The organism is Mycobacterium sp. WUMAC-067, assembly GCF_020217485.1.
GTDB lineage: Bacteria > Actinomycetota > Actinomycetes > Mycobacteriales > Mycobacteriaceae > Mycobacterium.
In genome coordinates this window covers 77,401-90,051 of record NZ_JAEKMI010000004.1, presented here as the reverse complement: position 1 = coordinate 90,051, position 12,651 = coordinate 77,401, and the positions used below count along the sequence as shown (strand labels likewise).

The following is a 12,651-nucleotide window of genomic DNA, read 5'->3' as shown; positions in this document are numbered from 1 at the left end:
TCCACCTAGGTGCGGAGCTCGGCGCCGACCGACTCGGCGGCCCGTCGCACGGCGGCGTCGCGGGCCGCGGTGGCGTCGTCCTCGGTGAGGGTGCGATCCGCCGCCCGGAACCGCAGCGCGAAGGTCAGCGACTTGCGGTCCTCGCCGATCTGCGGGCCCGTGAAAACGTCGAACAACTGCAGGTCTTCCAGGAGCTCCCCCGCGCCTTCGCGCACGGCGTCCGCCACCGCGGCGGCCGGGACGTCCGCGGACACCACCAGGCTGACGTCCTGGAAGACGGCCGGGAACGGCGACACCCGGGGCGCGGGCAGCGCCGCGACGAGGGGGATCGCGTCGAGGTTGAGTTCGAGCGCGCACGTGCCCTTGGGCAGGCCGGAGCGCTCGGTCACGGCGGGATGCAGCTGGCCCGCGTACCCCACCGTCGTGTCGCCGACGAGCACCTCGGCGCACCGGCCCGGATGCCAGGGCAGCTGCTGCGCCGCCCGCAACCGCACGTCGATTCCGGCGGCGCGGGCGATGATGCGCACCGCCTCGAACGCGTCGGCGGCCTCGGCGCGCCGGCCCGGCCCCCAGGGGCCGCGCCGTTCCCGCAGGCCGGTCAGCACCGCGGCGACATGCTGCGGTTGCCGCGGCAACGACGCGTCGAGGGTGGCGATCTCGCCGTCGGTCGGCCGCCGGTCGACGGGAATCAGCGTCACGCCGCGGGTCTCGGCTGACGGCTGCACCACCTGGGCCAGGGCATAGAGCGAAACGTCCACCAGGCCGCGGGATACGTTGCGCACCAAGGCTTCCAGCAACGCCGGCAGCAGCGTGGTGGCCAAGTGCGGTCGGTCGGCCTCCAGAGGATTGAGCACGGTGGTCGCGACCCGCCGCGGATCGTCGGCCGGCAGGCCCCACAGGTCGAACACGCCGGCTGGCAGAAACGGCGTCGGCAGAATCTCGACGTAACCGGACTGGGCCAGCGACTTGCCGATGGCGCGGCGGCGTTGTTGAACGGCGGACAGGCCGCGGCCGGCCGGCGCCGACGGCAGCACCGACGGGATGACCTCGAGCCCCTCGAGCCGCAGCACCTCCTCGACGAGGTCGGCGGGCTGCACCAGATCGGGGCGCCAGCTGGGTGGGGTCACCGTCAGCGTGTCGCCGTGTTCCGCTACGGCGGCACCGATTTGGGCGAGCCGCTTGGCGGCCGTTCCCGGGGCATAGGTCACGCCGGCGATGCGGCCGGGCAGGCCGGCGTCGATGTCGATCGGCGTTCCGGCCCAGTCGTCGCGTGCCGGCTCGCCCCGCCAATCGGTCAGCGTGTCGGACACCGCCCCGCCGGCGATCTCGGCGAGCAGCGAAGCGCACCGATCCAGGGCGGCCACGGAAATGGCCGGATCCACGCCCCGCTCGTAGCGGCGGGCGGCCTCGCTGGGCAGGTGCAATCTGCGCTGGGTGCGCGACACCGCGGCGGGGTCCCAGACCGCGGCCTCGAGCAGCACGTCGGTGGAGTCGGCGCGCACCTCGGTGCTGGCCGCGCCCATCACGCCGCCGATCGCGGTCGTCGCCGTGTCGTCGACGATCAGCACGTCGGCCGGTTCGAGTTTGCGCTCGATGTCGTCGAGGGTGACGACGGTCTCGCCGGGCCGGGCGAAGCGCACGCCGAAGCCGCCGGTGATGCGGTTGCGGTCGTGGGCGTGCATGGGGTGGCCGAGTTCGAGCATCACGTAGTTCGTGACGTCGACCGCCGGCGAGGTCGCGCGGATGCCGGAGAGCAGCAGTCGGCGCTGCAGCCACCAGGGCGACACGGCCGCGGGGTCGATGCCGGTGACCGGGCGCAGCGCGAACCGCCGCACCCCGGTGTCGGGCTGCACCGTCAGCGGCCAGGCCTCCCCGTTCGCCGGCAGGGGCTTGACGTCGGCCGGGTCGACGAAGTCCAGGTCGTAGGCGCAGGCGATTTCGCGGGCCAGGCCCCGCAGCGACATGCCGTAACCGCGGTCGGGGGTGATGGCCAGGTGGAAGATCACGTCGTCGAGTCCCAGCGCCGCGGCGCCGTCGGCTCCGGGTTCGGCGGTGCCCGGCGGCAGCACCAGGATCCCGGAATGGTCGGCACCCAAACCGAGTTCGGCCGTCGAGCAGATCATCCCGTCCGATGCGCGTCCGTAGGTCTTGCGCGCGGCGATGGCGAAGCCGCCGGGCAGCGTGGTTCCCGGAAGCGCCACCACCACGAGGTCGCCGGCCGCGAAATTCGTTGCACCGCAGACGATCTCGCGGTCTTGTCCCTCGCCGACGTCGACATGGCAGAACCGGATGGGCTTCTTGAAACCGGTGAGCTCCTCGATGTCGGTGACGCGGCCCACCGTCAGCGGGCCGTCGACGGGCCCGAGGGTGAGGACCTCTTCGACCTCGTGGCCGATGTCCACCAGCGTCTGCTCCAGCTCGGCGGGGCCGGCATCCCAACCCGGCGCGCCGGCGTTCACGACCTCGCGCAGCCAGCTGTACGGAACGCGCATCAGGCACCCACCCCGAACGGCAGCGAGAACCGGACGTCGCCCTCGACCATGTCGCGCATGTCCGGAATCCCGTTGCGGAACTGCAGCGTTCGTTCCAGGCCCATGCCGAACGCGAAGCCGGAGTACTCGTCGGGGTCGATTCCCGCCGCGCGCAACACGTTCGGGTGCACCATCCCGCAGCCGCCCCATTCCACCCAGCCGGGGCCGCCCTTCTTGCCGACGAACCACACGTCGACCTCGGCGGAGGGCTCGGTGAACGGAAAGAAGTGCGGGCGGATGCGGGTGCGCGCCTCGGGGCCGAATTGGGCGCGCGCGAACGCATCCAGCGTGCCCCGCAGGTGCGCCATCGACAGGCCGCGGTCCACCGCCAGGCCCTCGACCTGATGGAAGACCGGGGTGTGGGTGGCGTCGAGTTCGTCGGTGCGGAACGTGCGGCCGATCGAGACGATGTAGACGGGCAATTCGCGCGCCAGCAGCGTGCGCACCTGCACCGGCGAGGTATGGGTGCGCAACAGCTGCCGGGAGTCCTCCGGCGCGATGTAGAAGGTGTCCTGCTCGCTGCGCGCCGGGTGGTCGGCGGGGAAGTTGAGCGCGTCGAAGTTGAACTGCTCGCTCTCGACCTCCGGGCCCTCGGCCAACTCCCACCCCATCGCGATGAAGGTGTCGGCGATGTGTTCGGCCAGGATCGTGATCGGGTGCCGCGCCCCGATCGGCTGCCGGGTCGACGGCAACGTCACGTCGATGCGCTCGGCGACCAGCACCGCGGCGTCGCGTTCCGCGCGCAGGACCGCGAGGCGGTCGTCGTAGCCCTGCTGGGCCTCGCCTCGCGCGGCGTTGACCCGCTTACCGGCGTCGGCGCGCTCGCCTTTGGGAACGCTTCCCAGCGCCTGGCGCGCCAGGGCCAGCGGTGAGCGGTCGCCGAGGTGCTCGGTCTTGACGCGCGCCAGGGTGTCGAGATCGTCGGCCAGTGTGAAGGCCTGCCGGGCGGCGTTGACCGCCTCGGTCAACGCTTCGGGCGACAGGTCGACGGGTTGCTCACCCACGCGGCGACATTCTCCTTGCTGACGAGGCTGTTAGGGCTGCCGGCATCGATCGTGCTTTCCGCGCGGCACGGGTCGAGTGCTGATCATAGTGATTCGATGCCTGGCGCCCGGCGGGCGCTGGGCAGTTGCCCGGCGGGGGTCAGCCGGCGACGGCCGGCGCCGGACCGGGCAGCGCGCCGTCGCCGTCCAGCGGCGCGACCGGGAGGCCCCGGCCGGCAACGAACTTCGCCCCCGCGTAGGCGACCAGGGCGCCCAGGAGACCGAACACCGGCGTCGCCGCCATGGTCCCCCAGTGGTGGGCCAGCATCAGGAAACCGAAGCCCGACGAAGCCGCCAGCATCAGGTACCGGGCCGGCGTCCAGTGGATCGGCTGCCGGAACCGCGCCGACACGAGCACGCCCAGGATCACCGCGACGGTGTGGCCGGCATCGGTGAAGTCACCGCCGACGATCGCCGAGGCGATGCCCGCCGCCACCCACCAGCCGACCCAGGCGGCCCGCCAGCGCGACGGGATCACCGCCGTCATCGCGCCGAGCACCGCCAGCGCGCCGTAGCTCATGCCGACGTCGCTGGCCCGGGTGATCGACACGGGCAGCCACCCGAACTCGACGGCCCCGGCCAGTGCGGCGGCCACCAGCAGCGTCGCGCCGATGTGGCCGACGAGGAACGCCACCACCAGCCGGATGGTGCGCAAATGCAGCTCTGCCAGCGCCAGCAGGCAGGTCAGGAAGGGCAGCCAGAAGTAGAGCGGACCGGCGTCGACCACCAGCGCGCTGCCCAGCAGCGTGCCGAGGTGTCCGTGGGCCAGGTTGTGCACGTTGGTGCTGGCACGCGCGACGATGACGTCATGCGCGTCCGGGCCGAGCACCAGGATGGCGCAGCTGATGGCAAGCAGCAGCGCCGCATACCCCACGGTGAATTGGACCCGGGCGAGCCGGGACACGATGCCCCCTAGCATTGGCACCCATTATGGCTGCGAATTTGTTTCGGCTGTGTCATCAGAGCCTGACAACTCCCTAAAAGTCTTGAGGCGATATATCGCCAAGTCGGCGGGCATGCCGGCGGGTTTCGGCCCGAAAACCGGTTTGCGGGTGCGCTTGGCCTCGACGCCCAACGCGTCCAGCTCGCTTTGCGGTATGAGATCTAACGTTGAACTCGACACCATGATTCCACCTTTGGTGGCCCGTTCCATAACTCGTGCGGCGATATTCACATCCACGCCGAGCCAGTCCGCGGCCAGCCGCTGCGGTCGTCCGGTGTGGATGCCCACGCGCATCCGCGGCGTGTAGCCGTCCACCTCGACCGATTGGAGCGCCTCCTTGGCGGCCAGCACGGCCCGCACGGCGACCATCGGGTCGCCGAACACGGCCATGAGCCCGTCGCCCATGCGTTTGACGATGTGCCCGCCCGCGTCGAGCAGTGGCGGCTCGAGCGCCCGCGCCACCTGACGCAGCAGCACCAGCGCCGCGTCGTCGCCGGCCTGCAAGGACCACGTCGAAAACCCGACCAGGTCGGTGAAGACCAACGTCACCTCGGGATTGGCCGGCCGCCGGGAAACCCCCTCGGTCAGCGCCTGCCACACCTGCAGCACCCCGAGGCTGACCTCGCGCGACACCGCGTCGCGGTCCCCCAGCAGCCGATCGGCCGCACGCGCCGCGGCGCGCGGACCGCCATCGCCGGCCGTGGACAGCGGATCGCCGAACTCGGGGTCCCCGGGCAACAGCCGGCGCGCGCGCCGGACCAGGGCGACCGCCCCGGGGCTGTGATTCCGGCCGTGCAGCCATTGAGTCGCGTTGTGCACCGACAGCGGTGAACGCCGCGGGGCGGAGTGCGCCGCCGGGGATTCGCCGGGCTCGCCCGGATCCAGATCGCGACGCGCGAGTTCCACCTGGCCAGGTTATTTGGTTTCGTCAGAGGCAGGCAACGACGGCCCCGCCGGGTGTGTCACAAGTCGCACCTCGCCGCCCGATCACGGTGGCGGCACACCGGTGTGGAAGCTCGATAACAGCCGCGCGGACACATCGCCGAAATCGTAGACAACATACGTTGTCAAAGTTATCGTGAGGCCAATCGGTGCAGGAGGCCGCGATGACTGGCAGATCGACTACATCCGCTGATCCGCTCGGACCAGATTCCCTGACCTGGAAGTATTTTGGCGATCTGCGCACCGGAATGATGGGTGTGTGGATCGGGGCGATCCAGAACATGTACCCCGAACTCGGGGCGGCCGTCGAGGAGCATTCGATCCTGCTGCGCGAGCCGCTGCAGCGGGTGGCCCGGTCGGTCTACCCGATCATGGGTGTGGTCTACGACGGCGACCGCGCGGCCCAGACCGGCCAGCAGATCAAGGGCTACCACCGCACGATCAAAGGTGTCGACGCGGAGGGGCGCCGCTATCACGCGCTCGATCCCGACACCTTCTACTGGGCGCACGCCACGTTCTTCATGCTGATCGTCAAGGTGGCCGAGTACTTCTGCGGTGGCTTGACCGAGGCCGAGACGCGCCAACTGTTCGACGAGCATGTGCAGTGGTACCGGATGTACGGGATGAGCATGCGGCCGGTGCCCGGGTCGTGGGACGAGTTCCAGGAGTACTGGGAGCGCGTCGGTCGCGAGGAGTTGGAGATCAACCAGGCGGTCCTCGACATCTTCGACATCCGGATTCCCAAACCCAAGTTCGTGCTGATGCCGACCCCGGTCTGGGACCAGATCTTCAAGCCGCTGGTGGCCGGGCAGCGCTGGATCGCGGCCGGCCTGTTCGAGCCGGCGGTCCGCGAAAAGGCCGGAATGCGTTGGACTCCGGGCGACGAGGTGCTGCTGCGGTTGTTCGGCAAGATCGTCGAACTCGCGTTCCTTGCGGTGCCCGACGAGATCCGGCTGCACCCGCGCGCGCTGGCGGCCTACCGCCGCGCCGAGGGACGACTGCCCAGCGACGCGCCGCTGGTCGAGGCCCCGCCGTTCATGGCGCCGCCGCGTGACCGGCGCGGACTGCCGATGCACTACTTCCCCCCGCCGCCCAAGTTGCCGTTCGACCCCGCCCTGCAACCGGCCCGCGCGCTGCTGGAACGCGCCGGATCGCTGGTACACACGACGTTGTCGCTGGCCGGACTGCGCGCCGGGCGGGGCCGCCCGAAGCGAGCGGTCAGGGCCGCGTAGGCAGTTTGAGCGCCCGCGCGCTCTGGTACAGACAGATGGCCGCGGCCGACGCCACATTCAGGCTCTCGGCGCCGCCGGACATCGGGATGCGCAGCCGGTGGTCGGCCGCCGAGGCGATTTCGCTTGCCAGGCCGTGGGATTCGGGCCCGAACAGCCACGCCGTCGGCCTGCCGAGCAGGTCGCCGGCCCGGTCCAGCCGCTGCTCACCATCCACGGTCGTGGCCAGCGCCTGCAGGCCCGCGGCGCGCACCGCGTCAACGGCGGCCAGGGTGTCGGGCGCGGCGACGACGGGGATCGAGAAGATGCTGCCGGCCGACGCGCGCAGGCATTTGCCGTTGTACGGATCGACACTGTGGCCGCCGAGGATCACGCCGGCCGCGCCCATCGCGTCGGCCAGGCGAATGAGGGTGCCGGCGTTGCCCGGCTCGCTGATCTCGACGGCGACCGCGATCAGCTGCGGCGACCCGGCCAGTATGTCGTCGAGGCGGGCCGCCGGCACGTCGCACACCGCGACCAGACCCGCCGGGGTGACGGTGTCGGAGAGGGCCTTCGCGGCGCGCTCGGTGACCGGGTGGACCGGGCAGTCCAGGGCCGCGAGCAACGACGCATGGCGCTGCCGGGCGGCTTCGGTGACAAAGACGTCGCGGACCAAGTCCCGTCGGGACGCGGCCTCGACCAGGTTGGGGCCTTCGGCGAGGAAACGCCCCGCCCGACGGCGGCCGACGTGGCGATGCAGTTTGACCGCCGCGGCGACCCTGGCTGAACGTTCGGTCAGCACCTGCCGGTCAGGCATGTTCGGTCGGGCCGGTTAGGCGGCTTCTCCCGAATCCGAGGGAGCGTTGACGTCCTCGGGCAGCGCGGCGCGGGCGATGTCCACCAGCGCGGTGAAGGCGGCCGGGTCCGCGACCGCGATGTCGGCCAGGTTTTTGCGGTCCACCTCCACACCGGCGGCCTTGAGGCCCTGGATCAGCCGGTTGTAGGTGATGTCGTTGGCGCGCGCCGCCGCGTTGATGCGCGAGATCCACAGCTTGCGGAACTCGCCCTTGCGCGCACGACGGTCGCGATAGGCGTACTGCAGCGAATGCAGCTGCTGCTCTTTGGCTTTGCGGTAGAGCCGGGATCGCTGGCCGCGATAGCCCTTCGAGGCCTTCAGGATGCTGCGCCTCTTCTTGTGGGCGTTGACCGCCCGCTTCACGCGTGCCATTGGATTTTCCTACTCTCGTTCATGCGTAGTGGGTCGATAAAGGGGGTCGCCGTGCCAGCTCGCGCTGCGGGTCTGGCCGGCGCGGTGGTCAGCCGTTCAGCAGCCGGTTGATCCGCTGGGTGTCGTTGGCGGCCACCACGGTGCGGCCGTCGAGGCGCCGGGTCCGTTTCGTCGGCTTGTGCTCGAGCAGGTGCCGGCGGTTGGCCTTCTGCCGCACGATCTTGCCGGTTCCGGTGCGCCGGAAGCGCTTTGAGGCCCCGCTGTGGGTCTTGGCTTTGGGCATGTTTCCTCTAGTTCTCGCTTGGTTCTCGCTGTTAGGTCAGTTCGATGACGGTTCGGCGTCGGCGGCGGCATCGGAATCCGGTGCCGCGCCGCCCCCCAGCTCTTCGGGATGCCGCGCCCTCGCGCGGGTCTTCGCGCCGCGGTGCGGTGCCAGCACCATCGTCATGTTGCGGCCGTCCTGCTTGGCGGACGTCTCCACGAAGCCGTATTCGGCGACGTCGGCGCCCAGGCGCTGAAGCAACCGATAGCCCAGCTCGGGCCGCGACTGCTCACGCCCGCGGAACATGATCGTGACCTTCACCTTCGATCCCGCCTCCAGGAAGCGGATGACGTGGCCCTTTTTGGTCTCGTAGTCGTGATCGTCGATCTTGGGTCGCAGCTTTTGTTCCTTGACGACGGTCTGCTGCTGGTTCCGGCGGGATTCGCGCGCCTTTTGCGCCGCTTCGTATTTGAACTTGCCGTAGTCCATGATCTTGCAGACCGGCGGCCTGGCGTTCGGGGCAACTTCGACAAGGTCGAGATCGGCGTCCGCAGCGACACGCAGTGCGTCTTCGATGCGCACTATGCCTACCTGCTCTCCCCCTGGGCCAATCAATCGGACTTCAGGTACGCGGATGCGCTCGTTGACGCGGGTCTCAGTGCTGATGGGGCCTCCCTTGTTGGGCTTCTGTGTGTCCTGCAATGACGACCGGTGACCTGGGTTCGTCGGGAAGCAGCGGCGGAGACACCACACCACGAGCAAAAAAGCCCTGCACAAGCAGGGCCCAATGCCGACCGATCACGTCCGAGAACTGCTCGGGCCGCCCGCGCTACGCGCGGAACAGGCATACACGTTGCCTGTGACCGGACCGTCGAACCTTTGACGATCCGGACAGGGATCTCGTCGGTCCGCGGTGGGAGTGGGACTCCACTTAACTGTTCCTGGCGTTCGCCGGGATGGTCGCAGGCGCCAGTTTAGCAGCCTTGAGGTGCCTTTTAGCACTTCGCCGGTCGACGGCGCTGCAACGGCCACCAACCGGGCCCGAAAACGACGTCCAAACTCGTGCCCGCCACTCTTAGCGCTTCGGCAAGCTTTTCACGGATTGAGGGCATATCCTCGCGGTCTGTGACACTCGCTTCTCCTCGTTCAGGTCCCCGTTCGGGGCCGAGCTCGGGGCCCCGTGGCCGGGCGAACTCGCGGTATCGCTGGGTGCCGGCGGCGGCCGGATGGACCGTGGGTGTCATCGCCACCGTGTCGCTGCTGGGCAGTGTGTCCCCGCTGATCCGGTACCTGATCAAGGTCCCGCGCGAGTTCATCAACGACTATCTGTTCAACTTCCCCGACACCAGCATCGCGTGGTCGTTCGTGTTGGCCTTGCTGGCCGCGGCCCTGACCGCGCGTAAGCGGATCGCCTGGCTGCTGTTGCTGGGCAACATGATTCTCGCCGCCGCCCTGAACGCCGCCGATATCGCCGCCGGTGGCAACACCGCCGCCGAGATCTTCGGCGAGAATCTCGGGTTCTCCCTGCACATCGTCGCGATCGTCCTGCTGGTGTTGGCCTATCGGGAGTTCTGGGCCAAGGTCCGCAGAGGCGCGCTGGTCAAGGCGGCCGGGGTGCTGGTGGCCGGGGATGTGGTGGGAATCCTGGTCTCCTGGGGGCTGGTCGAGTTGTTCCCCGGAACGCTCGCCCGCCCGGATCGCCTGCCCTACGTGGCCAACCGGGTGGTCGGGTTCGCGCTCGCGGATCCGGACCTGTTCACCGGCCGGCCGCACGTGTTCCTCAACGCGATCTTCGGTCTGTTCGGCGCGCTCGCGCTGATCATGGCGACGATCGTGCTCTTTCAATCTCAGCGCGCGGAGAACGCGCTGACCGGAGAGGACGAATCGGCCATCCGCGGGCTGCTCGAGCTGTACGGCAAGAACGACTCGCTGGGCTACTTCGCCACCCGCCGCGACAAGTCGGTGGTTTTCGCCCAGAGCGGGCGCGCCGCCATCACCTATCGGGTCGAGGTCGGCGTCTGCCTGGCCAGCGGCGACCCGATCGGCGATCCCCGGGCGTGGTCCCAGGCCGCCGACGCCTGGCTGGGTCTGTGCCAGACCTACGGCTGGGCCCCCGGCGTCATGGGTGCCAGCACCCAGGGCGCGCGGACCTATCGCGAAGCCGGCCTGAACGCGCTCGAGCTCGGCGACGAGGCCATCCTGCGGACCGCGGACTTCAAGCTGTCCGGCCCCGATATGCGCGGGGTCCGACAGGCCGTGACCCGGGCCCGGCGGGCGGGGCTGACCGTGCGGATCCGGCGGCACCGCGACATCGGCGCCGACGAGATGGCCGACACCATCACCCGCGCCGACGCCTGGCGCGACACCCAAACCGAACGCGGCTTTTCCATGGCGCTGGGCCGCCTCGGCGATCCCGCCGACGGGGATTGCCTGCTGGTCGAAGCGCTGGACCGGGACGGCGCCGTCGTCGCGATGCTGTCGCTGGTCCCGTGGGGAACCACCGGTGTCTCCCTGGACCTGATGCGCCGATCGCCGCAGTCGCCCAACGGCACCATCGAGCTGATGGTCAGCGATCTCGCACTCAACGCGGAAACCCTTGGCATCACCCGCATTTCGCTGAACTTCGCGATGTTCCGGTCGGCATTCGAACAGGGCGCCCAGCTCGGTGCGGGCCCCGTCGCCCGGCTGTGGCGCGGGTTCCTGCTGTTCTTCTCGCGGTGGTGGCAGCTGGAGACGTTGTATCGCTCCAACATGAAATACCAACCCGACTGGGTGCCGCGCTATGCCTGCTACGAGGACGCCCGCCTGATCCCGCGGGTCGGGGTCGCCTCGGCCCTCGCCGAGGGCTTTCTCGTCCTGCCGTTCGGCCGGCGCAAGCCGCACACCGGTCATCACCCGGCCGTTCCCGCCCGGCTGGCCGAGTCCGGGCTGCTGCACCACGACGGGAGTGCGCCCGACGTCAGCGGGCTGCAGCGACGCCAGGAGTCGGCCGACGAGGAAGAGGCGAGGTCCCGACTGCCCGAACAGGTTCGGGTGCGCCTGGCCAAGCTGAAAGTGTTGCGACGCAACGGCATCGACGCGTATCCGGTGGGCTGTCCGCCCAGCCACTCCGTCGCCGCGGCGCTCGATGCGGACGACCGGGAGGCGATCACGGTCTCCGGCCGGATCCTGCGGATACGCGATTACGGCGGGGTGCTGTTCGCCCAGCTGCGTGACTGGTCGGGGGAAATGCAAGTGCTGCTGGACAATTCGCAGTTGCAGCACGGGCGAACGGCTGACTTCACCGCGGCGATCGATCTCGGCGACCTGGTCGAGGTCGCCGGCCACATGGGCTTTTCCAAGAAGGGAACCCGCTCGCTGATCGTCGGCGACTGGCGGATGATCGGTAAGTGCTTGCGGCCGTTGCCGAACAAGTGGAAGGGACTGACCGACCCGGAGGCCCGGGTGCGGACCCGATATGTCGACCTGGCGGTCAATCCCGAGTCGCGGGAGTTGATCACGGCGCGCAGCGAGGTGTTGCGCTCGGTCCGGCAGACGCTGTTCGGCAAGGGGTTCATCGAGGTCGAGACGCCGATCCTGCAGCAGATCCACGGCGGCGCCACCGCCCGGCCGTTCGTCACGCACATCAACACCTACGACATGGACCTGTTCCTGCGGATCGCGCCGGAGCTCTATCTCAAACGGTTGTGCGTCGGCGGCGTCGAGCGGGTCTTCGAGTTGGGCCGGGCCTTCCGCAACGAGGGCGTCGACTTCAGCCACAACCCGGAGTTCACCTTGCTGGAGGCCTACCAGGCGCACGCCGACTACAAGGTCTGGATCGACGGGTGCCGCGAGCTGATCCAGAACGCCGCGCAGGCCGCCCACGGCGAGCAGACCGTCATGCGCCCACGCGACCAGGGCGCCGGTGGCCGCCTCGAACCGGTCGACATCTCCGGCCTGTGGGCCGTCAAGACCGTGTACGACGCCGTCTCCGAAGCGCTCGGCGAGCACATCGACCCGTCCACGCCGCTGGCCGCCCTGCGCAAGCTGTCCGACGCCGCGCACATTCCGTACCGGGCGCAGTGGGATGCCGGCGCGGTGGTGCTGGAGCTGTACGAGCACCTGGTGGAGGACCGGACGGAGGAACCGACGTTCTATATCGACTTCCCGACATCGGTCTCGCCGCTGACCCGCCCGCACCGCAGCGAGCCCGGCGTCGCCGAACGGTGGGACCTGGTGGCGTGGGGTGTCGAGCTGGCCACCGCCTACAGCGAGCTCACCGACCCGGTGGAACAGCGCCGCCGCCTGCAGGAGCAGTCGTTGTTGGCCGCGGGTGGCGATCCGGAAGCGATGGAGCTCGATGAAGACTTCCTGCAGGCGATGGAATACGCGATGCCGCCCACCGGCGGGCTGGGGATGGGCGTCGATCGCCTCGTCATGCTCATAACGGGCCGCAGCATCCGGGAGACGTTGCCGTTCCCGCTGGCCAAACCCCATTGATCGAGGTCAGGAACA

At 69.6% G+C, this 12,651-nt stretch carries 10 protein-coding genes; 2 read left to right on the top strand and 8 right to left on the bottom strand.

The window, feature by feature from the left end; all coding sequences use genetic code 11:
* Window positions 1-5 precede the first annotated feature (5 nt).
* The 4 genes from pheT to JF781_RS04065 form a co-directional block, all read right to left on the bottom strand.
* Window positions 6-2,492, bottom strand: coding sequence for a phenylalanine--tRNA ligase subunit beta (pheT, locus tag JF781_RS04080; RefSeq protein ID WP_225327517.1), 2,487 nt, complete (start codon window positions 2,490-2,492; stop codon window positions 6-8).
* A complete protein-coding gene (gene pheS, locus JF781_RS04075) occupies window positions 2,492-3,535 on the bottom strand; it encodes a phenylalanine--tRNA ligase subunit alpha (protein WP_225327516.1) in 1,044 nt (347 codons plus the stop codon). Before pheS ends, pheT begins: the two co-directional genes overlap by 1 nt.
* Before the next feature lie 139 nt (window positions 3,536-3,674).
* A complete protein-coding gene (locus tag JF781_RS04070; RefSeq protein ID WP_225327515.1) occupies window positions 3,675-4,493 on the bottom strand; it encodes a rhomboid-like protein in 819 nt (272 codons plus the stop codon).
* A gap of 9 nt (window positions 4,494-4,502) precedes the next feature.
* Window positions 4,503-5,423, bottom strand: coding sequence for an adenylate/guanylate cyclase domain-containing protein (locus JF781_RS04065; RefSeq protein WP_225327514.1), 921 nt, complete (start codon window positions 5,421-5,423; stop codon window positions 4,503-4,505).
* 200 nt (window positions 5,424-5,623) lie between these two features.
* Here JF781_RS04065 and JF781_RS04060 point away from each other — a divergent pair, with 200 nt between their 5' ends.
* Window positions 5,624-6,691 carry an oxygenase MpaB family protein gene (locus JF781_RS04060; protein ID WP_225327513.1) on the top strand — a complete coding sequence of 356 codons (1,068 nt, stop codon included), beginning with the start codon at window positions 5,624-5,626 and terminating at the stop codon, window positions 6,689-6,691.
* Here JF781_RS04060 and JF781_RS04055 read toward each other — a convergent pair.
* From JF781_RS04055 to infC, 4 genes are all read right to left on the bottom strand, one after another.
* Window positions 6,678-7,469, bottom strand: a complete 792-nt coding sequence (locus tag JF781_RS04055) for an RNA methyltransferase (protein ID WP_225327550.1) — start codon at window positions 7,467-7,469, stop codon at window positions 6,678-6,680. The genes JF781_RS04060 and JF781_RS04055 overlap by 14 nt on opposite strands.
* A gap of 30 nt (window positions 7,470-7,499) precedes the next feature.
* Window positions 7,500-7,895, bottom strand: coding sequence for a 50S ribosomal protein L20 (rplT, locus tag JF781_RS04050; protein ID WP_008257634.1), 396 nt, complete (start codon window positions 7,893-7,895; stop codon window positions 7,500-7,502).
* A gap of 88 nt (window positions 7,896-7,983) precedes the next feature.
* Window positions 7,984-8,178, bottom strand: coding sequence for a 50S ribosomal protein L35 (gene rpmI / locus JF781_RS04045; protein ID WP_014942304.1), 195 nt, complete (start codon window positions 8,176-8,178; stop codon window positions 7,984-7,986).
* 36 nt (window positions 8,179-8,214) lie between these two features.
* Window positions 8,215-8,823 (bottom strand): translation initiation factor IF-3, encoded by a 609-nt coding sequence (gene infC / locus JF781_RS04040; RefSeq protein ID WP_225327549.1) that lies wholly within the window; start codon window positions 8,821-8,823, stop codon window positions 8,215-8,217.
* A 543-nt stretch (window positions 8,824-9,366) separates the two neighbouring features.
* Between infC and lysX the strand changes: the two genes are divergently transcribed.
* Entirely contained in the window at window positions 9,367-12,636 is a 3,270-nt protein-coding gene (gene lysX / locus JF781_RS04035; RefSeq protein ID WP_374109666.1) for a bifunctional lysylphosphatidylglycerol synthetase/lysine--tRNA ligase LysX, read from the top strand.
* Window positions 12,637-12,651: the final 15 nt, after the last annotated feature.